The following is a 21,515-nucleotide window of genomic DNA, read 5'->3' on the forward strand; positions in this document are numbered from 1 at the left end:
CGCGGCGGCGCGCTCGGGTGCGGTGCGGCGGCAGGCGTCGAACGCGGCCGCCATGCGCGCGGCCGGGCGGCCGACCGCGGGCAGGTCGTCGGCGAGCAGCACGCGCAGCAGCATGCCGAGCTGGTAGACGTCGCTCGCCGTGGTCACGGGGCGCCCGTCGCGCTGCTCCGGCGCCGCCCAGGCCGGCGTCATCGCGAGCGTCTGCGTCTGCTCGGCATCGACCTCGTCGAGCAGCTTGGCGATGCCGAAGTCGAGCAGCTTGGCGCGGCCGTCCTCGCCGACCAGCACGTTCGCCGGCTTGAGGTCGCGATGCACGATCAGCGCGCGGTGGGCGACGTCGACCGCGGCGCAGACCTCGCGCACGAGGTCGACGCGCTGCTCGAGCCCGGCGCGGCGTGCATCGCACCAGCGGGTGATCGGCTCGCCGCGCACGAGCTCCATCGCGAACCACGGCTGGCCGCCGTCGGTGACGCCGCCGTCGAACAGCTGCGCGATGCCCGGATGCTGCAGCCGCGCGAGCACCTGCCGCTCGCGCAGGAAGCGCCCGGTGAGCGGCGCGAAGCCGCCCCAGATGCGCTTGAGCGCCACGTCACGGTCGAAGGCGCCGTCGTCGCGCGCGGCGCGGAAGACCTCGCCCATGCCGCCGTGGCCGATGCGCTCGATCACGCGGTACGGGCCGATGCGCAGGCCGGCGACGTCGTCGTCGCCAGTCGGCGCGTCGAGTGCGTCGGTGGCGGCATCGGCATCGGCGTGCGCGAGCAGCGCGCGCACGCGCGCGGCGAGCGTGGGCTCCACGTCGGCCAGGCGGGTCTCGCGCGTCGGCGCGTCGGCATCGAGGACGTCGCGCAGCAGGCGCAGGGCCTCGCGTTCGGTGGCGGGGTCGAGGGTGCTCATGCGGGACGGGTCCGGTGGAAGGCGCGCCGGTCGGCGGCGGCGCGGATACGCGGTGCGGGCCGGGTGCGCTGCAGTGCGCGGGTGGACTCGCGGGAATTCATGTCGCGCGTTCGCCGGCGGCGCGGGCGGACGCGGCTCAGTCGGCGAGGCGGTCGTGCAGCCAGGCCCGCGCGGCGGCCCAGTCGCGGTAGATCGTGCGCTCGTCCACCTCCAGCAGCACGGCCACCTCCGACACGCTCAGGCCGGTGAAGTAGCGCAGCTCCACGACCTTGGCCATGCGCGCGTCGAGCCTGGCGAGCTCGTCGAGCGCGGCATCGAGCTCGGGCAATCGGCTGGACTCGGGGATCGGCAGGTCGAGCGCGCGGGTGAAGTCGTCGCGCTTCCAGCCGCCGCCGTGCTTCTCGCTCGCCGCGCGCCGGGCGCGGTCGACGAGCAGCTGGCGCATGATGCGCGCGGCCGTGTTGAACAGGTGCGCGCGGCTCGTCAGGCGCTGCGCGGCATCGCCGCCGAGCAGGCGCACGAAGACGTCGTTGACCAGTGCGGTCGGCTGCAGCGTGTCGTGGCCGCGGTGGCCGTGCAGCTCGCGCCGCGCGATGCCGCGCAGGTCGGCATAGACGTGCGGCAGCAGGGCCTCGAGCGCCGCGCCGTCGCCCTCGCCCCACCGGCGCAGCAGCACGGTGGTGTCGTCCGTTCCGGTGGACGGTGCGTCGACGCCCGTCTGGTCCATGGAGCCCGCTCCCCGCGGCATCCGACGCCGCGGGGAGCATCGTCGAGGGGGCCCCGGGCGGCGTCAAGCCGACGGCCTCAGGGCCGGTCGCCGACCACGACGACGGTGCCCACCGCCACGACGACCAGCGCGACGAGCGCCAGCACGACCGCCGCGCCGCTGCCGGCGACAGCCGCCGGCAGGCCGGTCCAGCCGCGGCCCTGCAGGCGCCGGGTCCAGTCGTGCGCGAGCGTCGCGGCGACCGGCACCGCGAGTAGCGCCGCGGCGGCCTGCGCGAACAGGATGGTGCCGCCGCGCGCGCTGCCGTAGCCGTTCGTGCCGATCAGCCACGTGAGCATCCAGAACGCGGCGAAGACGAGCATCGTGCAGGCCGTCGCGCCCGCGGCAAGGCGGCGCGCGAGCGGGCCCGGCGTCGCGAGGTCAGCGGAGGTCATAGCTGAGCACGTCGAAGCCGGGGACGTCGCCGCCGAGGTTCTGCTCGCGCACGACGAACGAGTACGACTGCCCGGCCTTGAGCGCGCCGGCGGGCATCAGGCCCGCGGTGCGCGGATCCATGTACAGGACGACGTCGCGGCCGCCCGCGGTGCGCACGAGCATCGCCGGCCCGACCTGCCTGGCGTGGATCGCATTGACCCACTTCCCCGTCGGCGCGGTGTCGACGAGCCGTCCTTCGACACGCGCGATCTTTCGCCACGTCGGATCCTTGTTCGGCTCGTAGCGCGCGCCGCTCGCGCGACGGGCGTCGAACTCGCGCTTGTAGGTCGCGTGCATCGCCTCGAAGCTCGGGTAGCGGATCGTCCACTCCCAGTGGCGCGTGTCGCTCGCGATGTGCTCGGCCGCGCCGAAGAACTGCGAGCTCCAGCCGCCGCAGTCGCCCTTCTTCTTGCACTGCGGCCAGCCCCACTGCAGGAAGTTGCGCAGGCGCTCGTTCTCGAGCTTGAGGTAGTCGCCCATCTCCAGCATCACGCCCGGGCCCATCGCCACGGCGGTCTGGCCCTCGTTCGGCGCGACCACGAGCACGGCGCCGTTACCGACGTCGAGCTTGCCCACGCGCAGCTGGCGCATCATCGCCCAGGCATAGTCCTCGGCGCTCATGCCGTGCAGGCTGTCGACGAGCAGGGTGACGATCTCGACGCCCTGCCCGCGTGCGAGCTCGAACATGCGGCGCTCCACGCGCGCACGCTCGGCGGGATCGAGCACGCCGAATTCGTCGAAGGTGAAGCGGTCGAACTTCGACGGCGTCGAGCCCGGCGCGGGCAGCACGTCGGCGCCGCGCGCGGGACGCGCGGATGCGGTGGACGCGGTCGAGTCCGCGGGGGCACCGGTATCCACGCTGCGACTGGGCTGCGACGGTGCGCTCGCGATCGGTGCATCGCCCGGCGCCGGCACGCGCAATGGCGCATCCGCCGCCGGCTGCGGGCGGCCGGCCACGGGCGACTGCTGCGCGACCACCGCCGCGCCACCCGCGCAGTCGCGCCCGCCGACCTGCTGGCAGGCCTCGCGCCAGCCGGACTGGATGGCGGCGACGCGCTTGCCGCGGCCCGGGTGCGTGGCGCCGTCGGGGCCTTCGGGCACCAGCGCGACCATCGCCTTCAGCGCATCGTCCAGGCTCGCGCCCATCTTGTAGAGCACGAAGCCGGAGAACTTGTCGGCCTCGAGCTCGGTCGGGGGCTGGCTGCCGCCCGGCATGATCGTGTGGCCCGAGAGGTGGTGGCCGATCTCGTGCGCCATGATCGACACGGGCGCCCAGCGGTTGCCCTGCGTGGCCTGCTTCACCTGGTCGATGAAATCGCGGTTGAAGGCGATCACGCGGTGCGGGAGCTTCTGCTCGTCCAGCAGAATCACGGCGGCGGCGTTCGGCACGTTCGCCTCCACCACGTCGAAGTTCTGCGGCAGGCCGGTGTGGCGCATGATCGTGGCGACCATGTCGCGGCAGTCCGGCGGCGCGGCGCCGTGCGCGGCGCTCGCGTCGACCTTCACCGGCGCGCCGTCGTAGGAGCAGGCCTGCAACGTATCGGCGATCTCGGCGGCGAGGGCGTCGGCGTCGACCTTTGCACCCGGTTTCGTTGCGGCGGTGCGGTCGCCCGCGTTCACTGCGGGCGGCGCGGAGCCGCCGCAGCCGGCGACGAGGGCGAAGGTGACGGCGAGCGCGAGGCAGCGCGGGCGGAGCATGTCCATGCAGGGATCCCGTGGAAGTTGACGGTCAGGCGGCCTGCCAGAGCACGAGCTGGATGAGCGCGCGTCCGTAGGCGAAGAGGAAGAGCTTCTTGAGCGCGAGGAACAGCGCGACCGCCGCGGCGAGGCGCCACGCATCGCGCCGCAGGTCGAGGCGGAAGAACTGGTGGAAGGCGACGGCGACGATCAGCGCCTCGAGCCCGCCCATGTAGATCACGGCGGCGCGCTTGTGCGCGGCGACCGCGCCGTCGAGCCACAGCAGCGGCAGCAGGTTGAGCACGTTCGCGCCGATCACGACCGCCTGCGCGTAGGCCGCGAGCACGAGGTGCTCGATCGCGTTGTAGCCGAGCCGCCGCCCGAACACGGCGCGCGAGGCGAGCCAGATCGCCGGGATGCCGAGCGAGAACGACCACTTGCTCCAGCGCATGACGAGCGCCATCGCCTCGCTCACCTGCGCGCGGCCGGAGGCGAGGTAGTTCGTCTCGCCGAGCAGCCAGATCAGCAGGCCGACCGCGACCAGCAGCAGCTTGAGCGGATGCACGTGCGCCTTGCGGGCACCGAGCGCGTACTCGCGGGCAACGGTCCCCGGGTGCGTGGCGAGGCGCAGGCCGGCGCGCACCAGGCTCGCCTCGAACCAGCGCAGGCTCCCCCAGGCCTCTTCGCGGATGTCGCCAGCGCCCAGGCGCGCGGCCTTCTTCTGGCCGCAGGCGCCGCAATGCTTCGCGACGAGGTCCGCGCCGCAGTTGCGGCAGACGGGGGCATCGAAGTAGCCGGCATCGACCTCGACCGCTTCCGCGGCCACGCCGGTCGCGGTGCGCGTGGGCCACATGGCGCGCACCGCATCACGCGCGGCGTCGCGCAGGCGGGCGGGGTTCGGCAGGGGCAGGCTCGGGCTGGGCACGTCGGCACTCGCAGCCGGCGCGATGGGCGCCGGTCACGGGGGAGTACGCAGGTCTGCGGGAAACCCTGACACGCGCCGCCGGGCGCGGGCGAGCACGGCCCGGCGCTCGCCGCTCGCCGCCGGACATCGGGATCGAATCTTCGCCGGTCCGTCCCCGGCGGCGCCGTCAGCGCAGGGCGACCGTCGCGCCCTGCAGCCGCGGGGTGCCGTCGATGACGTCGGTCCAGACCAGGTGCAGGCGGCCGCCGGCGCGCGCGAGCCTGGGCAGGCCGGTGCCGCGCCCGCGCCCCTGCAGGCGCGCGATCTCCATCCGGTGCTCCACGCGGGTGGCATCGGGCGACAGCCGCGCGAGCCACAGCGATTGCCCCCGTGCGTCCTCACGCAGCCAGGCGATCCAGGCGCGCCCGGCGTCGAGCGCGACGTCGACGCGGCCGAGCACCTCCGCGCCGCCGTCGAGGCGCAGCGCCGGCGCGAAGGTCGTGCCGGCATCGGTGCTGCGCGCGACGCGCACCGACGGTGCGCTGCCAGCGCCGGTGTACCAGGCGACCACCGCCTCGTCGCCACGCGCGGCGACCCCCGGCCCGTTCACCGGGCAGGCCGGCATCGTCCATTGGTCGGCATGCACGAAGGCCGCGGGTGTCCAACGCGCGCCCTCGAGGCGCGTGGCCGCGATGTCGCGGATCTCGCCCTGGGTGCGATCGCGATAGACGAGTAACGGGCCGCGCGACGTCGCGGCGACGTCGGTCTGGCAGCAGTCGCAGGTCGATGCATCCACCTCCGCCTCGTCGAAGCGCGCGAGCCTCGCATCGAAGCGCGCGCTGCGCAGCGTCATCATCCCGCCGCCGTGCTCGCCGTGGCCGTGCCCGCCGCCGGTCCTGCGGCCGTCGAGCCAGGCGATGCCGAGGCGGTCGTGCGAGGCCGGCCACATCGCGACGAAGCCGTGCTCGGTCGGCGTGCCGTCGTCGTTGACGCGGATCGGCGCGGACCACGTGGCGCCGCCGTCCGCCGAGCGGCTCAGCACCACGTCGTAGGCATAGGTCGCCGCGGCGGACTTGCGCAACCAGTGCGCCCACAGCGTGCCGTCAGGCGTGGCCTGCACGTGCGGCGTGTCGGCCCAGTTGACGAACCAGTCGCGGCCTTCGGCCACCGTGCGCACCGGGCTCCAGGCGCCCTCGTGCGACAGGCGCGCCAGCCGCAGCGCGTGGTGGCCGCGCGCGGCTCTCTCCACCCACGACATCAGCAGCGTGCCGTCGGGCAGCGCGACCAGGTCCGGCTGCGCGCCGGCAGTAGCGGGCAGCGCCCATGCGCGTGCGCCCGGCGCGGCCGTTGCCGGCTCGGCGGACGTCGGCTTCGGGATCGTCGTGGACGCCGGTGGCGGCGTCGGGCCGCAGGCGGCGAGCAGGACCAGCACGGACGGCAGCAGGCTCTTCATGCCGGCACGTTAGCGCGTTGCCCGCGTGGCGGGGCGGCCGAGCCGCCTACCAGAGGCAGTCCTTGCACCGCGTCTCCATGTGCCGAACGACGCGCTCCAGCCCCTCGGGCGTGCGCATCAGCTCGATCGGCCGGGCGTCGAGCGCGGGCTGCGGCGTGTCGAGCCAGCCGTGCACCGCCTCGAGCGAGCCGAAGACGTCGCCGAGCGCGCGATGCAGGCGCACCAGCAGCAGCGCGCGCTCGCCCTCGGGCGTGCCGGGCACCAAGCCGGCCTCGCAGGCCAGCAGCCGCTCGACCGCGCGCGCATCGACGCCCAGCACCGCCTGCAGCAGCTCGCGGCCCAGCCCCAGGCTGCGCGTCGCGCGAACGGTCTCCAGCGTCAGCGCGTCGCCGGAAACGCGTGCATTGCCTTGCGAGACATCGATGGCATGTGCATGACCCATGCGTGCAGACTGCCGCGTGCGCGGTGCACGCGGCGCGATGCGCATATGCATCGCGGATGGGGTGTTCAGCGGCGTCGACGCGATGTCGACGCCTCCCACTCAGGCGACGCGCTCGCGGCGCAGCCGCGTGAGGTGCACGAGCAGCAGCGATACCGCCGCCGGCGTCATCCCCGGAATGCGTTGCGCCTGCCCGACCGTCTGCGGCCACACGCGCTCAAGCTTCTGCGCGACTTCCGCGCTCAGCCCGCGCACCTGCGCATAGTCGAAGCCCGCGGGAATCGGGGTGTCCTCGTGGCGCCGCGCACGCTCGATCTCCTCGCGCTGGCGGTCGAGGTAGCCGGCGTACTTCACGCCGATCTCGACCTGCTCGGCGACGTCGGCATCGTCCACCGCCGGACCGAGCGTCGGCACTCGTGTGAGCTTCGCGTAGTCGAGCTCGGGGCGCTTGAGCAGGTCGAGCGCATTCGTCTCGCGGCTGACCTCCAGGCCGAGCGTGTCGGCGATCTCGCGGCCGAGCGCATTGTTCGGCGCGGCCCACAGCGCGCGCAGCCGCGCCGCCTCGCGCTCGACGGACTCGCGCTTGTGCTCGAAGCGTTGCCAGCGCGCCTCGTCGACCAGCCCGAGTTCGCGACCGACCGGCGTGAGCCGCGCATCGGCGTTGTCCTCGCGCAGCTGCAGGCGGTATTCGGCACGCGAGGTGAACATGCGGTAGGGCTCGCTCGTGCCCTGCGTGGTGAGGTCGTCGACCAGCACGCCCAGGTAGGCCTCGTCGCGGCGCGGGCTCCAGCCCGCATGGCCCCGCACGTGGCGCGCGGCGTTGACGCCCGCGAGCAGGCCCTGCGCGGCCGCCTCCTCGTAGCCCGTGGTGCCGTTGATCTGGCCGGCGAAGAACAGGCCCGCGATCGCCTTCGTTTCCAGCGTGGTCTTGAGCCCGCGCGGATCGAAGTAGTCGTATTCGATCGCATAGCCGGCGCGCGTGATGTGCGCCTTCTCGAAACCGCGGATCGAACGCACGAGCTCGAGCTGCACGTCGAAGGGCAGCGAGGTGCTGATGCCGTTGGGATAGATCTCGGCGACGTCGAGGCCCTCGGGCTCCACGAAGATCTGGTGCGAGCCCTTCTCGGAAAAGCGCACCACCTTGTCCTCGATCGACGGGCAGTAGCGCGGCCCGACGCCTTCGATCTGGCCCGTGTAGAGCGGGCTCCGATCGAGCGCGGCGCGGATGATGTCGTGCGTGCGCTCGGTGGTGTGGGTGATCCAGCACGGCACCTGCGCGGGGTGGTCGGCGCGCGAGCCCATGAACGAGAACACCGGGCGCGGATCGTCGCCGGGCTGTTCCTCCATCACCGCGTAGTCGAGCGTGCGACCGTCGATGCGCGGGGGCGTGCCGGTCTTGAGGCGGTCGACCGCGAACGGGCCTTCGCGCAGCCGCGCGGCGAGCGCGATCGCCGGCGGATCGCCCGCGCGACCCGCGGCGTATGTCGTGGGCCCGACGTGCACCTTGCCGGCGAGGAACGTGCCCGCGGTGAGCACGACGGCGGGCGCGAAGAAGCGCAGGCCGGTCTGCGTCAGGACCGATTCGACGCGACCTGCATCGAAGGCGATGTCGTCCACTGCGGCCTGGAACACGGTGAGCCCGGGCTGCGACTCCACCGCGCGGCGGACGAACGCGCGATAGAGCGAGCGATCGGCCTGGCAACGCGTCGCACGCACCGCCGGGCCCTTGCTCGCATTGAGCCGGCGCCACTGGATGCCCGCGGCATCGGCCGCGCGCGCCATCACGCCGCCGAGCGCATCGATCTCGCGCACCAGGTGGCCCTTGCCGATGCCACCGATCGCCGGATTGCAGCTCATCGCGCCGACGGTCTCGATCGAATGCGTGAGCAGCAGCGTGCGTGCACCGGCGCGCGCGGCCGCGAGGGCGGCCTCGGTACCGGCGTGGCCGCCGCCGATCACGATCACGTCATAGCGGTAGAAGGCGTCGTTCATGGCGTCAAGGCTACGGCGGCGGCGTGCATTGTCGGCGATGCGCCCGGGGGTTGCAGGGCAGCGCGCGCTGCGTCAGTCGCCGCTGCCGTGGACGGACGGGCATGGCCGCGGAGCGTCACCCGGCGCGAGCAAGCTGTACGACCTGAACGCCGATCTGTGATGCGGCGCCGGAAACCCCGCCGGAAACGCGGCTGGCACGCTTTCTGCACATTGTTCCGTGCACCCAGCGGGGCAGGCGCTTGCGTCGGCCGGTATTGGAACAGGGGCTGGCCACAGCGCCCGCGGGGAAGCACGGAGGGCCGGATGTCGGGGGACGTCCGGCCCTCTTTCTTTTTCGGGATCGCCGGGGCGATGGGTGGGCCGGGTGCCGGCCCCGACGAGGTGCGGAACAGGGGGGATCCGAAGGTCCTCGCCGGAGCCGACATGGAAGGCCGGCCTCGATGCGGTCGCGTCGCAAAGCGACGCGCACCGTCACAGCGCGGCTAGCTTGCGACCGCGACCCGCGCGGTGCAAGCCGCGCGCGTCACGTTTCGGCTCACTCTTCCTGCTGGCGCACGCCGGTATCGCGGGCTTCCTGCGTGCGACGGATCATGTCGCCGAAGCCCGAGCCGGCGCCGTTGCGCATGCGCGGCGATTCGCTGCGCGGCTCGCCGCCGCCGAAGCCGCCAGCGTCGACGCGCGGCTCGCGGCGCGGCATGCCGCCGAAATCCGACTGCGCCGTGTTGCCGGTCACGCCCGGCATCGGGGTGCGACGGCGACGGATCTCGTCGATGTTGCGCCAGCCGCCGCCTTCGCCGATGTCGGGCCGGTTGTCGGTCCCGCCGCTGCCGTCGGGGCCCGGGCGCGGCTGCACATAGCGCGGCCGACCGTAGTACGGATGCCCGTAGTACCCGCCACCGTAGTACGGGTGACCGTAGTAGCCACCGCCGTAGTACGGATTGCCGTAATAGCCGTAGGGCGAGCCGATGCGCCCGTAGATGGACAGGCCCGGGCGGTACGGCCCGTAGTAGGGGTCGTAACCGTAGGGGCCGTAGTGGCGGTACTCGACCGACGGGCGGCCGTAGTAGTAGTCGCCACGATCGCCGTCGCGATAGCCGTACGGCGCGCTGGTGACGCAGCCGGCCAGCAGGACGCCGGCGGCCAGCGGAAGCAGGAGCTTGCGGATCATGTGGAACCCCCCATTCGGACACTGCACTTTCGGCCGCTCGGATTGAACTACCGCTTAACTTTTTCGATCGCGACGCACGTGCGGCTGAGCGGTTCAGCCCCGACGCCCCGTCGCGGTCGATTGCAGGTGCCGCACGGGGCTGCGAGCATCGCGGGCCCATCGAACGGTCCTGCCCATGCCCGGCCTCCACCGCGTCTCCGGCCGTGCCCGGCTCGGCCTCGTGCTGAGCGCGATCACCGCGCTGTGCTGGGCGACCCTGCCGGTCGCGCTCAAGCTCACGCTGGACGCGCTCGACCCGATCACCCTGACATGGTTCCGCTTCCTCGTCGCGGCCGTCCTGACGGCCGGATGGCTGGGGCTGCGTGGACGGCTCGGCGGCATCGCGAGCCTGGGCGGGCGGCGGATGGCGCTGCTCGCCGTCGCCGCGCTGATGCTGGTCGGCAACTACGTCTTCTACCTGCTCGGCGTCGACCGCACGTCGCCCGGCAATGCCCAGCTGCTGATCCAGCTCGCGCCGCTGCTGATGGCGCTCGGCGGCATCCTCGTCTTCGGCGAACGCTTCCGCGCCGCGCAGTGGCTCGGCATGGCGCTGCTCGTGGGCGGCCTCGCCCTGTTCTTCCGCGACCAGCTCGCGCATGTCGCCACCGGCGGCGGCTACGTCGCCGGCTCGCTGCTCGTGGTGCTCGCCGCCGTGGTCTGGGCGATCTACGCGCTCGCGCAGAAACAGCTCCTGGTCGCGCTCGGCTCGATGCAGGTGCTCGGCGTGATCTACGTCGCCGCCGCGGTGATGCTGTGGCCGTTCGCGCAGCCCGCCACCCTGCTCGCGCTGACGCCGCTGCAATGGGTGCTGGTCGGGTTCTGCGCGCTCAACACGGTGGTGGCGTACGGCGCGTTCGCCGAGGCGCTGGCGCACTGGGAGGCCTCGCGCGTCTCCGCCGTGCTCGCGCTCACGCCGCTGCTGTGCCTGGCGGTGGTCGCGCTCGTGCATGCCGCGTGGCCGACGATGCTCGCGCCGGAGCCGATGTCGACCGTGGGCTGGATCGGCGCGCTGCTGGTCGTCGCCGGCTCGGCCGCCGTGAGCCTGCTCGGCGCGCGCCGCGCCGCCGCGCCGGGTTGCGACTCCGTATCCTGAGCGTTCTTCCTCGACCGCCCGTCCGATGACCGCCCCGACCTTCGACGACATCCTCGCCGCCGCCGCACGCATCGCGCCGCATGCGCACGTCACCCCGGTGCTGCGCTCGCGCTCTCTCGATGCGCTGGCCGGCTGCGAGCTGCACTTCAAGGCCGAGAACCTGCAGCGCATCGGCGCCTTCAAGTTCCGCGGCGCGGCCAATGCGGTGTTCGGGCTCGACGAGGAAACGGCCGCGCGTGGCGTGGTCACCCAATCGTCGGGCAACCACGGCGCGGCGATCGCGCTGGCCTGCCGCGAGCGCGGCATTCCCGCGCATGTGGTGGTGCCGACCAACACGCCGAAGGTGAAGCTCGCGGCGATCGAGGCCTTCGGCGCCCGCGTGATCCAGTGCGAGCCGACGCTCGCCGCGCGCGATGCGACGAGTCGCGCGGTGCTCGACGAGACCGGCGGCGAGCTCGTGCATCCCTACAACGACGCGCGCGTGATCGCCGGCCAGGGCACCGCGACGCTCGAGCTGCTGCGCGAGGCCGGGCGCCTGGACGTGGTGATGGCGCCGGTGTCGGGCGGCGGGCTGATGAGCGGCACGGCGATCGCCGCGCACGGCATCGACCCGCGCATCGAGGCCTGGGGCGCGGAGCCCGAGCAGGCGGCCGATGCGCATGCCTCGCTCGCGCGCGGCGAGCGCGTCACCGACATGGTGCCCGACACGATCTGCGACGGCCTGCGCGCGCAGCTCGGCACGCTGACCTTCCCGATCCTGCGCGAGCACTGCGCGGGCATCGGGCTCGCGTCCGAGCGCGAGATCCTCGCGGCGATGCGCCTCGTCTGGGAACGCCTGAAGCTGATGATCGAGCCGTCGGCGGCGGTGCCGCTCGCGGTGGTGCTGCGCGAGCGCCAGCGCTTTGCCGGCCGGCGCGTGGGCATCATTCTCTCCGGCGGCAACCTCGACATCGACGCGGTGCTGCGCGCTGCATGAGCGCGTGGACGGCGCCGCGCGCGCCGTGGCGTTGTCCGGGGCCGTGGATCGCGCTGCTCGCGATCGTGCTCGCACTCGCCTTCCTCGGCAGCCGCGGCATCTGGGATCCCGACGAGGGGCGCTACACCAACGTCGCGCTGAACATGCTCGACAGCGGCGATTGGCTCAATCCGCGCCGCAACGACGAGATCGGCCACTGGACGAAGCCCCCGCTCACCTACTGGGCGATCGCGGCGAGCATCGCCGCCTTCGGCCAGGATGCGTTCGCCGCGCGGCTGCCCGCGGCGCTCGCCTACCTCGCCTGCATCGTCCTGGTGGCGCTGATGGCGCGCCGGCTGGTTCCGGGCCGCGCGCACGTCGCCGCGCTGGCCTACGCGACGATGCTGCTGCCCTTCGGCGCCGCGCAGCTGATCACGACCGACTTCCTGCTCGCTGCGTTCACCACGCTCGCGATGGCCGCGTTCGTCGAGGCGCGCTTCGGCGCACGGCACCGGGTGCCGTGGATGCTGCTCATGTGGCTGGCCTTCGCGCTGGGCGTTCTGACCAAGGGCCCGCCGGCGCTGCTGCCGCTGCTGCCGATGGTCGCCTTCGACCTTCTGATGCCCGGCCGGCGCGGGCATCGCCTGTTCGACGCAGGCGGCATCGCGGTGTTCGCGCTGGTCGCGCTGCCCTGGTACGTCGCGGTGATCCATGGCCATCCCGGCCTGCTGCGCTATTTCCTCGGCGACGAGGTGGTTGGCCGGCTGGCGAGCAGCGAGTTCCGGCGTCATGCCGAGTGGTACGGGTGGATCGAGGTCTATGCGCCGACGCTGCTGCTGGGCAGCCTGCCGTGGGCGCCGGTGCTGCTGCGCTGGACGCGCGGGCTGCCGGCGCGCCTGCGCGCCTGGCGCGATGCGGACGCGCGCGTCGAGGCGTCGGCCGAGCTGCTGCTGGCGCTGTGGCTCCTGCTGCCGCTCGCGCTGTTCTGCCTGGCGCGCTCGCGCATGCCGCTCTACCTCCTGCCGATGTTCTCCGCGCTGGCGCTGCTGGTCGCGCTGCAATCCGCGCGCGAGGCGCGCGCGCTGCCGCGCTGGCCGTGGATCGCCGGCTGGGCGGCGCTCCTGCTCACGGCGAAGTTCGCCACGGCGCACTGGCCGACGCACAAGAACGCCGAGGCCTGGGCGCGGGGGATCCGCGCACGCGCCGGCGATGTCGACGAGGTCGTCTTCGTGGAGGACATGGCGCGCTACGGCCTGCACCTGCATCTCGGCCGCGGCGTCGAGATCGAGAAGATCGCGCTCGATCCGAGCCCGCAGCCCGTGTTCAACCCGACGTACGACGAGGACCTCGCGACGGAGCTCGGCGAGCACGAGCCGGGCGCGCTGTGGATCACCAAGCGCGAGCGCTGGCCCGAGGTGCGCGCACGCATCGAGGCCGCGGGCTACCGCACGGTGGTGCTCGGCACGCCCGTGCACGGGCGCGTGATGTTCCGGCTGGTGCCTACGTCGCCGGCCGCGCCCGCGCCGCCACCGCGCTGAACAGCACGATCGCGAGAATCACCACCAGCGCGCCGACGGCCGCCCGCCCGCGTGGCCAGGCCTCGCCGAGCCAGAGCGCGCCGATCGCGCAGGCGAACAGGATCTCGGCGGCCTGCATCGCCTCCGCCGCGGCGAGCGCGGTCGGATCGCGGCGCACGCGCCCGGTCGCCTCGAAGAACAGCACCGTCGCGATCACGCCGGCGCCGAGCGCGACGCCCGCGGCGAGCCCGACCTGCGCAAGTGACGGCGCGCCGTGCCGGGCGCCCGCCCAGGCCGCGATCGCGAGCCAGGCCGGCAGGCTCGCGACCGTCATGCCGAACACGCGCTGCACCGCGTCGAGCTCGATGCCGCGCCGCTCCAGGTGCAGCAGCAGGCCGCGGTTGCCGAGCGGATAGGCCACCGCGCTCACCGCGACGGCACCGAGCGCGAGCCAGCCGTCGCGATCGAGCCGGCCGCCGGCATGCGCGAACTGCATCAGCAGCACGCCGCCGACCGCGAGCAGGCCGAGCGCGAGCGCGACCGGCGGCACGCGCCGCCGCGCATCGTCGTAGAGGAACGGCGCGCACAGCATCCCGGCCACCACGGTGAGCTGGAACGTGCCGGCCACCAGCCATGACGGCCCGCTCGCCGCGGCCCAGCTCAGGCAGACGTAGAACAGCACGAAGCCGATCGCGCTCCAGCCGAGCCAGGCGAGCGGCGCGGCGCGCAGCGCGGCCGCGACCGGCGCGATCGATCCCCGCCGCGCGAGCACCAGCGGGAGCATCAGCGGCGCGGTGATCAGGTAGCGCAGCGCGGCCGTCCACGCCCAGTGGCCGCCGTCCACCGCCGCGGCGCGGTTGAGCACGTAGGTGGAGGTGAAGAACAGCGCCGACAGCAGTGCAATGGCGACGGCGATCAGCGTCGCGCGCGCATGCGCGCTCACCCGCGCCGCCGGATCGGGATCTGCGAGACCGGCACGCGCACCTCGTCGACACCGCCCATGCGGATCGGCGCGCCTGCCGCGGGGCCCCAAGCCTGTGCGTAGACCACGTCCCACGTGACCGGCAGGCCCTGCGGCGTGCGCATCGCCTCGTAGGCGGCGCTCGCCCGTGCGAAGCGCGCGCGGCCGGTGAGCGCGCGGCGGCGGTCGTGCATCGCATTGGTCGCGCCGAGGCCGCGCAGGCCGCGCATGATCGCCGGCAGGTCGGGCTCGCTGAGGTGGAAGACGTCGCGATCGAGCACCGGATCGCGGAAGCCCGCACTGACGAGCGCGTCGCCCAAGCCCGCGATGTCGATGAACGGGCTGACGTGCGGCGCGTCATCGGCATGGGCGAACGCCTCGCGCAGCTCGACGAGCGTCTGGCGGCCGAACGTGGAGACGAGCAGCAGGCCCTCCGGCTTGAGCACGCGCCGGAAGCCGGCGAACACCGCGGGCAGGTCCTCGATCCACTGCAGGCAGAGGCTGGAGAACAGCACGTCGACGCTGCCGTCACGCAGCGGCAGCGCGGAGGCATCGGCCTGCAGGATCGCCGGCCGCTTCGAGAAATCGAGCAGTCCGCGCTTGGTGCCGACCCGGCGCTGCGCTGCGCGCGCCATGCCCGGCGCGAGGTCCACGCCGATCACCTGCGCCTTGGGCCAGCGCTCGCGCAGCAGCGCGGTGCCGAAGCCCGTACCGCAGCCGACGTCGACCACCACGCCCGGCGTGCGCGCGCCGAGTGCGGGATCCTCGTAGTACGGCAGCGATTCCGCCAGCCGCGTGGCGACCTCGCGCTGCAGCGCGGCGGCCTCGTCGTAATGCGCGGCGGCGCGTGAGAACGCGCGGCCGACCTGGCGGTGGTCGAACAGCTCGGGGCTCATGTGATGCCCGCGCCCGCGCGCGCGACGTGCGGGCCTTGCGAGCATTGTCGTCGACTGCGCTGCGCGCACGCCGCGTGTCGGCGCGCACTCATGCGTCCAGCCCGTGTGCGCGGCGCGCGAACGCATCGATCGCCGCGGCGACGTCGTCGGCCGCGCCGAGGAACGGCGCGTGCCCGGCGTCCGGAATCACCAGGCTCTCGGCGCGCGGCGCGAGCGCGGCGGCCGCGGGCATCGCACCGGCCGGCACGAGGCGATCACGCCGACCGGCGATCCAGAGGCTCGGCACCTGCAGGCGCGGCAGCTCGTCGCGCAGGTCGGCACGGTCGAGCAGGCGGAGGCCGTGCAGCAGCGCGCGCGCGCTCGGCTCGCCGCGCTCGAACGCGTGCTGCTTGAGATTGCGCAGCTCGTCCTGCGCGCTCGCCGAGCCCAGCGCCTCGAGCGCGAGGAAGCCCTCGAGCGTGGCGCGGAAGTCCTTCGACAGCGCGTCGGCGAAGTCGACGAACAGGTTCGGGCGCACGCCGTACGGCCAGTCCTCGCCCGCCACGAAGCGCGGCGAGGAGGCCAGCATCACCAGCCCGCGGGTGCGCGCCGCGAAATCCAGCACGCAGCGCAGCGCGAACTGCCCGCCGAGCGACCAGCCGAGCCAGACCGCATCGGGTGCGGCCTCGACCAGGCGCGGTGCGAGCGCGACCGGATCCAGCGGCAGGTCGCTCGCATGCGCATGGCCATGGCCGGGCAGGTCGACCAGATGCAGCGTCCAGCGGTCGGCGAGCCGGTCGACCAGCGGCGCGAACAGGCCGCTGTGCATCGCCCAGCCGTGCACCAGCGCGATCGACGGGCCCTGCCCGCGCGTGTCGACGTGCATTTCAACGCTCCCGCAACGAGCGGATCGCGGCGACGGCGTCGTCCAGGCGCGCGGCCGGCACCAGCAGGTGGTCGTGGAAGTGGCCGGCGAGCACGTTGCAGGCGATGCCGCGCTCGGCGAGCACGCCCGAGACCGCGGCGGTCACGCCCACCGCATTGAGCGCCGAATGCACCTTGAGCGAGATCCACGCGGCGACGAAGCCCGGCAGCTCGCCCTGCGCGCGCGCATAGGCCTCCGGCACGACGTAGGTGATGCCCTCGACTTCGGTGATGCGGGCCTCGGCGACCGCGTCGGCCGCGGCATCGGGCTTGCGGCGCGAGATCACGCAGTACGTACCGGAGCGCACGACCACGTCGAGGTGCGCGAGGATGTTGGGGAGATGGGTTTCGCCGGTCATGCGTCCAGAGCGATCGGTGCGGGCGCCGCGTCACGCGCGCGGGCGAGGGCGTCGACGAGCGTGTCGACATCGGCTTCGGCATGCAGCGCGGTGAGCGTGACGCGCAGGCGTGCGCGCCCCTCGGGCACGGTCGGCGGGCGGATCGCGGAGACCCACAGGCCGGCGTCCTCCAGCGCGCGCGACATCGTGAGCGCGCGGCGGTCGTCGAAGGCCATCACCGCCTGGATGGGCGTCGCCGACGGCAGCACGTCGAGGCCCCGGCGCAATGCACCGTCGCGGAAGCGCGCGACGAGCGCGGCCAGATGCGCGCGATGGCCGTCGGCCACGCGCGCGACGCGCACCGCGGCGAGCGCCGCCGCGGCGAGCGCCGGCGGCAGCGCGGTCGAATACACGTGCGGGCGCGCGGTCTCGGCCAGGTGCTGCACGAGGTCCGCATCGCCGGCGACGACCGCGCCGTAGGTGCCGAGCGCCTTGCCGAGCGTGGCGAGCTGCAGCGGGACCTCGCGCGTGGACAGGCCCGCCGCGGCGAGGCTGCCCGCGCCCGCGGGGCCGTGCACGCCGACGCCGTGCGCATCGTCCACGTAGAGCAGTGCGTCGTGCGCACCTGCGAGGCCGGCGAGTTCGCGCAGCGGCGCGACGTCACCGTCCATGCTGAAGACGCCGTCCGTGGCGAGCATGGCGAGCGCCCGGCGGTCGGCATCGCGCGGCATGCGTTGCGTGGCGGCGCGCAGCTGACGGGCCGCGCCCTCGACGTCCGCATGCGGATACCGCACGAGCGTGGTGCCGGACAGGCGCGCGGCATCGATCATCGAGGCATGGTTGAGGCGGTCCTGCACGCAGGCGTCGCCCTCGCGGAGCAGGGCCTGCAGCACCGCGAGGTTCGCGCTGAAGCCGCTGCCGAACACGAGCGCGGCCGGCGCCTGCAGCCAGTCGGCGACTTCGCGCTCGAGCGCGCCGTGCACGGCATGGTGACCGCAGACCAGCGCGGATGCGGTGCTGCCGATGCCCTCCGTCAATCCCTCGCGTGCGGCGGCGACCACCTGCGGATGCTGCGAGAGCCCGAGGTAGTCGTTGCTGCAGAAGTTCAGCAGCGTGCGGCCGTCGACCTCGCAGCGCATGCCGTCGCGCCGCGTGACGGTGCGCCGCACGCGGCGTCGCGCGGCGGCGTCACGGGCCTCGCGCGATTCGGCGATGCGCTGCGACCACGTCACGTCAGGCCGCGCAGCCGCAGCCGGTGCCGCAGCCCATCGACGCCGCGCCGAAGGCCGGTTCCGCGTCGACGATGTCGGCATGCACCGTGTTCGGGGCCTCGACCACGTGCATCGGCCGCAGGCCGAGGCGCGCGAACAGCGCCATGTCGCGCTCGGTGTCGGGATTGCCCGTGGTCAGCAGCTTCTCGCCGTAGAAGATCGAATTCGCGCCGGCGGCGAAGCACAGCGCCTGCAGCTCATCAGACATCGACTCGCGCCCCGCCGACAGGCGCACCATGGAGCGCGGCATCATGATGCGAGCCACCGCGATCATCCGCACGAACTCGAACGGATCGAGCGCGGCGGTGCCGGCGAGCGGCGTGCCTTCCACCTGCACGAGGCGGTTGATCGGCACCGAGTCCGGATGCGCCGGCAGGTTGGCGAGCGCCTGCAGCAGGCCGGCGCGCTGCTCGCGCGTCTCGCCCATGCCGACGATGCCGCCGCAGCAGGTCTTCATGCCGGCGTCGCGCACGTGCGCGAGCGTGTCAAGGCGATCCTGGTACTCGCGCGTGTGGATGATCTCGCCGTAGAACTCCGGCGCGGTGTCGAGGTTGTGGTTGTAGTAGTCGAGGCCCGCCTCGCGCAGTGCCCTGGCCTGCGTATCGCTGAGCATGCCGAGCGTGGCGCAGGTTTCCAGGCCCAGCGCCTTCACCTCGCGGATCATCTCGGCGACCTTCGGGATGTCGCGGTCCTTCGGGCTGCGCCAGGCGGCGCCCATGCAGAAGCGCGAGGCACCGGCGGCCTTGGCCTGTCGCGCCTTCTCCAGCACGGCATCGGTCGCCATCAGCTTCGTGGCGTCCACGCCCGTGTGGTAGCGCTGGGCCTGCGGGCAGTAGGCGCAGTCCTCGGGGCAGCCGCCGGTCTTGACCGACAGCAGGGTCGAGACCTGCACCTCGGCCGGGTCGAAATGCTGGCGGTGCACGGTGCCGGCGCGATGCAGCAGTTCGGTCAGCGGCAGCGCAAAGAGCTCGAGGATCTCCGCGCGCGACCAGTCGTGGCGGAGGCCCGACGCCACGGGGCGCAGTTCGCTGACAGCCTGCATAGGGTTTTTCCGACAGTCGCGCCGAAGCGGGAGGCGCAGTCTGGAAACCTATGGACATCACTGTCAACCAGACCGACCCCTCGACGGTTGACGGGCTCCGGGCCCGCCTTTCCTTCTGGCTCCGCAACGACGCCACGCGCCTGCTCTGGCCGACGCGCTGCCTCGCCTGCGAGGACCCGGGCCTCGACGGCATGGACCTCTGCCATGCCTGCGAGGCCACGCTGCCGGCGATGGACGCCGCCTGCCGGCGCTGCGCGCTGCCGCTGCCCGCGGGCGAGGGGGTTTGCGGCCCCTGCCTGAAGAGCCGGTCGCCGGTCGACGAGGTCCACGCCGCCTATCGCTACGACGCCCCGCTGGACCGCCTGCTGCCGCGCCTGAAGTTCGCAGGCGACCTCGCCGCCGGCCGGCTCGTCGCCCAGCTGATGGCCGGACGTCTGCGCCACGCGCCCCGCCCGCAGGCCCTGATTCCCGTGCCGCTGCACCGCTCGCGCCTGCGCCAGCGCGGCTTCGACCAGACGCTCGAGCTTGCGCGCCCGCTCGGCCGCGCGCTCGGCCTGCCGGTACTGGAAGGCGCGCTGATGCGCCACAAGGCGACGCAGGAGCAGTCGCGCCTGTCGGCGATCGCGCGCCGGCGCAACCTCAAGGGGGCCTTCGAGACGCGCCCGCGGCTGCCCCTGCCCGAGCACGTCGCGCTCGTCGACGACGTCATGACCACCGGCGCCACCCTGCACGCCGCGGCGATCGCACTGCGGCGCGCGGGGGTCAAGCGCGTGGATGCCTGGGTGGCGGCGCGCGTGCCCTGAGACACCGCACGTCGACGGCCGGGGTGCCGCATCACGCTGCGAGACCGCCAGCGGGACGGCGGTCCGGGCGTCGGACGCTAATCCGCGCGACGCACCTGCCGATCGTGCAGGCGCGAGAACACGGCGAGCGAGGCGCCCGCGCCGCACAGGCAGAGGAACATGTCCCACTGCGTGTCCCAGACGTCGCCCTGCGTCGCGAGGAAGGCGTCGGCGTCCGCCCCGAACGCGAGTGCGGCCCACCACTCGATCATCTCGAAGAAGGCGGAAAAGCTCAGCGCCGCCGCGATGCACAGGTAGGTGAGCCAGCCGCCCGGCCGCAGCGGCGTGCGTCGCAGCAGCACCTCGCGCGCCAGGATCGCCGGCACCACGCCCTGCATCAGGTGGCCGACACGGTCCCACGGATTGCGCTGCGTGCCGAGCACCTCGCGCAGCCATTCACCGGCAGGGGCCTGCGCATACGTGTAGGCACCGCCCTCGATCAGCACCAGCGCGTGCAGCGCGAGCAGCCAGGCGAGCAGGCGGCTGGTGCGCAGGCGCCCGCTCGCGAGCGCCGGCCATGCGGCGATCACCCAGACGACCTCGAGCAGCCACGTCATCCGATCGTGCGCGACCGCGAACGAGGCGACGAGCGCGAGTGCGACTGCCGCGAGCAGTGCGGCCGACTCGCCGCGCGAGGGCGTGCGCAGCACGTGGCCCGCGTGCGCGGGTGGGGGCGGCAACGGCATCGCGGGGCTCCGGTCGTGCGGACGCCGAGCATGACCTGCGGCGGATGTCGGCGCGCGTGCCGCCGCTACACTGCCGGCATCCAACGCCAAGGAGTGCGCCGTGAGCCAGTGGTTCTTCGTCAATCCCCGCAACAGCGAGCGCGTCGGCCCGCTCGATCCGGACGCCGCCTTCGCCTATGCGCGGCAGAACCCGGACCACACCTGCTGGCGCGACGGCCTGTCCGGCTGGCAGCCGGTGCGCGCGATGCCGGAGTTCGCCGAGGCCGTCGGCGCGCCCGGCACGCACATGCCCCCGCCGCCGCCGATGCCCGGCACGCGCGGCCTGAACGACGACATCGACTACCGCATCGTCGGCAACGACATGCCCTTCGTGGAGATCGAGCTCGACCCGGGCGAGAGCGCGATCGCCGAAGCCGGCGCGCTGATGTACAAGGACGCGGTCGTCGGCATGGAGACGGTGTTCGGCGACGGCACGCGCTCCGGCGGCCCGGCGGGCGGCGGCTTCATGGACAAGCTGATGTCCGCGGGCAAGCGCGTGATCACCGGCGAGAGCCTGTTCACCACGGTCTACACCCACAACGGCCAGGGCAAGGCGCGCGTCGCCTTTGCCGCGCCGTATCCGGGCACGGTGCTGCCGATCCGCCTGTCGGAGCACGGCGGTCGCCTGATCTGCCAGAAGGACTCGTTCCTCGCCGGTGCGCGCGGCGTGCAGGTGGGCATCCACCTGCAGCGCAAGATCATGACCGGCCTGTTCGGCGGCGAGGGCTTCATCATGCAGAAGCTCGAGGGTGACGGCTGGGTCTTCGTGCACGCCGGCGGCACGCTGGTCGAGCGTGACCTCGGCCCCGGCGAGCGGCTCGACGTCGACACCGGCTGCGTGGTCGCCTTCCATCAGACCGTCAACATGGACGTGCGCCCGGTCGGCGGCATCAAGTCGATGTTCTTCGGCGGCGAAGGCGTCTTCCTCGCCACGCTCACCGGCCCGGGCAAGGTCTGGCTGCAGTCGCTGCCGTTCTCGCGCATGGCCGCGCGCATGTTCGCCGCGGCGCCGCAGGGCGGCGGCAAGAACGTCGGCGAAGGCTCCGTGCTCGGCGGCCTCGGCCGCATCCTCGACGGCGACAACGGCTTCTGAGTCGACCCGCAGGCGTCGGTGCACCCGGCGCCCGCCGGCCCATGGCCGCCGACCGCGAGCGCGGCGGCGGCATTCGGCGGATGGAGCCGGCGCTGTGCCAGCCATCGCGGGC

21 protein-coding genes are annotated in these 21,515 nt (G+C 73.5%); 5 read left to right on the top strand and 16 right to left on the bottom strand.

Annotated elements, in window-relative coordinates:
• From ACYVJJ_RS06365 to ACYVJJ_RS06405, 9 genes are all read right to left on the bottom strand, one after another.
• The coding region (locus tag ACYVJJ_RS06365) for a serine/threonine-protein kinase (RefSeq protein WP_460832064.1) at window positions 1–894 on the bottom strand (894 nt) is incomplete at its 3' end.
• Between the two features lie 136 nt (window positions 895–1,030).
• Window positions 1,031–1,621, bottom strand: a complete 591-nt coding sequence (locus ACYVJJ_RS06370) for an ECF-type sigma factor (protein ID WP_460832066.1) — start codon at window positions 1,619–1,621, stop codon at window positions 1,031–1,033.
• A gap of 77 nt (window positions 1,622–1,698) precedes the next feature.
• Window positions 1,699–2,055 (bottom strand): hypothetical protein, encoded by a 357-nt coding sequence (locus ACYVJJ_RS06375; RefSeq protein WP_460832068.1) that lies wholly within the window; start codon window positions 2,053–2,055, stop codon window positions 1,699–1,701.
• Window positions 2,042–3,799, bottom strand: coding sequence for a TPM domain-containing protein (locus tag ACYVJJ_RS06380; protein ID WP_460832070.1), 1,758 nt, complete (start codon window positions 3,797–3,799; stop codon window positions 2,042–2,044). The genes ACYVJJ_RS06375 and ACYVJJ_RS06380 overlap by 14 nt, the downstream gene beginning before the upstream one ends.
• Before the next feature lie 25 nt (window positions 3,800–3,824).
• Window positions 3,825–4,697, bottom strand: coding sequence for a DUF3667 domain-containing protein (locus ACYVJJ_RS06385; protein WP_460832071.1), 873 nt, complete (start codon window positions 4,695–4,697; stop codon window positions 3,825–3,827).
• A 166-nt stretch (window positions 4,698–4,863) separates the two neighbouring features.
• Window positions 4,864–6,129 (bottom strand): sialidase family protein, encoded by a 1,266-nt coding sequence (locus tag ACYVJJ_RS06390; protein WP_460832073.1) that lies wholly within the window; start codon window positions 6,127–6,129, stop codon window positions 4,864–4,866.
• Between the two features lie 46 nt (window positions 6,130–6,175).
• Window positions 6,176–6,571 carry an antitoxin Xre/MbcA/ParS toxin-binding domain-containing protein gene (locus ACYVJJ_RS06395; RefSeq protein ID WP_460832075.1) on the bottom strand — a complete coding sequence of 132 codons (396 nt, stop codon included), beginning with the start codon at window positions 6,569–6,571 and terminating at the stop codon, window positions 6,176–6,178.
• Between the two features lie 99 nt (window positions 6,572–6,670).
• The gene (gene mnmG, locus ACYVJJ_RS06400; RefSeq protein ID WP_460832077.1) at window positions 6,671–8,560 is read right to left on the bottom strand and encodes a tRNA uridine-5-carboxymethylaminomethyl(34) synthesis enzyme MnmG; all 1,890 of its coding nucleotides are present in this window, start codon (window positions 8,558–8,560) and stop codon (window positions 6,671–6,673) included.
• Between the two features lie 535 nt (window positions 8,561–9,095).
• Complete coding sequence (locus ACYVJJ_RS06405; RefSeq protein WP_460832079.1) at window positions 9,096–9,728, bottom strand: hypothetical protein; 633 nt, start codon at window positions 9,726–9,728, stop codon at window positions 9,096–9,098.
• Between the two features lie 175 nt (window positions 9,729–9,903).
• Between ACYVJJ_RS06405 and ACYVJJ_RS06410 the strand changes: the two genes are divergently transcribed.
• Genes ACYVJJ_RS06410 through ACYVJJ_RS06420 form a run of 3 tightly spaced genes read left to right on the top strand, consistent with a single transcriptional unit; the run spans window position 9,904 to window position 13,353 of the window.
• Window positions 9,904–10,860 (top strand): DMT family transporter, encoded by a 957-nt coding sequence (locus tag ACYVJJ_RS06410; protein ID WP_460832081.1) that lies wholly within the window; start codon window positions 9,904–9,906, stop codon window positions 10,858–10,860.
• Window positions 10,861–10,885: 25 nt separating this feature from the next.
• Window positions 10,886–11,836: a pyridoxal-phosphate dependent enzyme gene (locus ACYVJJ_RS06415; RefSeq protein WP_460832083.1), complete on the top strand. Its 951-nt coding sequence runs from the start codon at window positions 10,886–10,888 to the stop codon at window positions 11,834–11,836.
• A complete protein-coding gene (locus tag ACYVJJ_RS06420; RefSeq protein ID WP_460832084.1) occupies window positions 11,833–13,353 on the top strand; it encodes an ArnT family glycosyltransferase in 1,521 nt (506 codons plus the stop codon). The genes ACYVJJ_RS06415 and ACYVJJ_RS06420 overlap by 4 nt, the downstream gene beginning before the upstream one ends.
• On the opposite strand, the gene ACYVJJ_RS06425 is transcribed toward ACYVJJ_RS06420, so the two are convergent.
• The 6 genes from ACYVJJ_RS06425 to bioB all read right to left on the bottom strand — a co-directional run bounded on the left by ACYVJJ_RS06425 (window position 13,316) and on the right by bioB (window position 18,743).
• Window positions 13,316–14,275 carry a multidrug resistance efflux transporter family protein gene (locus tag ACYVJJ_RS06425; protein WP_460832086.1) on the bottom strand — a complete coding sequence of 320 codons (960 nt, stop codon included), beginning with the start codon at window positions 14,273–14,275 and terminating at the stop codon, window positions 13,316–13,318. The genes ACYVJJ_RS06420 and ACYVJJ_RS06425 overlap by 38 nt on opposite strands.
• Window positions 14,272–15,189, bottom strand: a complete 918-nt coding sequence (gene bioC, locus ACYVJJ_RS06430; RefSeq protein ID WP_460832088.1) for a malonyl-ACP O-methyltransferase BioC — start codon at window positions 15,187–15,189, stop codon at window positions 14,272–14,274. The genes ACYVJJ_RS06425 and bioC overlap by 4 nt, the downstream gene beginning before the upstream one ends.
• A gap of 88 nt (window positions 15,190–15,277) precedes the next feature.
• Window positions 15,278–16,054 carry a pimeloyl-ACP methyl ester esterase BioH gene (bioH, locus tag ACYVJJ_RS06435; RefSeq protein WP_460832090.1) on the bottom strand — a complete coding sequence of 259 codons (777 nt, stop codon included), beginning with the start codon at window positions 16,052–16,054 and terminating at the stop codon, window positions 15,278–15,280.
• 1 nt (window position 16,055) lies between these two features.
• Window positions 16,056–16,451 carry an ACT domain-containing protein gene (locus tag ACYVJJ_RS06440; protein ID WP_460832092.1) on the bottom strand — a complete coding sequence of 132 codons (396 nt, stop codon included), beginning with the start codon at window positions 16,449–16,451 and terminating at the stop codon, window positions 16,056–16,058.
• Window positions 16,448–17,743: an 8-amino-7-oxononanoate synthase gene (gene bioF, locus ACYVJJ_RS06445; RefSeq protein ID WP_460832094.1), complete on the bottom strand. Its 1,296-nt coding sequence runs from the start codon at window positions 17,741–17,743 to the stop codon at window positions 16,448–16,450. Before bioF ends, ACYVJJ_RS06440 begins: the two co-directional genes overlap by 4 nt.
• Window positions 17,664–18,743, bottom strand: a complete 1,080-nt coding sequence (gene bioB, locus ACYVJJ_RS06450; RefSeq protein WP_460832096.1) for a biotin synthase BioB — start codon at window positions 18,741–18,743, stop codon at window positions 17,664–17,666. Before bioB ends, bioF begins: the two co-directional genes overlap by 80 nt.
• A 50-nt stretch (window positions 18,744–18,793) precedes the next feature.
• On the opposite strand from bioB, the gene ACYVJJ_RS06455 reads away from it, so the two are divergent.
• Window positions 18,794–19,546 carry a ComF family protein gene (locus ACYVJJ_RS06455; protein WP_460832098.1) on the top strand — a complete coding sequence of 251 codons (753 nt, stop codon included), beginning with the start codon at window positions 18,794–18,796 and terminating at the stop codon, window positions 19,544–19,546.
• 77 nt (window positions 19,547–19,623) lie between these two features.
• Here the strand turns inward: ACYVJJ_RS06455 and ACYVJJ_RS06460 are convergent, their stop codons facing one another.
• Window positions 19,624–20,271 carry a DUF2238 domain-containing protein gene (locus ACYVJJ_RS06460; protein ID WP_460832100.1) on the bottom strand — a complete coding sequence of 216 codons (648 nt, stop codon included), beginning with the start codon at window positions 20,269–20,271 and terminating at the stop codon, window positions 19,624–19,626.
• 100 nt (window positions 20,272–20,371) lie between these two features.
• Between ACYVJJ_RS06460 and ACYVJJ_RS06465 the strand changes: the two genes are divergently transcribed.
• Window positions 20,372–21,403 carry a TIGR00266 family protein gene (locus ACYVJJ_RS06465; RefSeq protein ID WP_460832102.1) on the top strand — a complete coding sequence of 344 codons (1,032 nt, stop codon included), beginning with the start codon at window positions 20,372–20,374 and terminating at the stop codon, window positions 21,401–21,403.
• Window positions 21,404–21,515 lie beyond the last annotated feature (112 nt).

The sequence above is a fragment of the Lysobacter humi (ex Lee et al. 2017) genome (assembly GCF_054781815.1).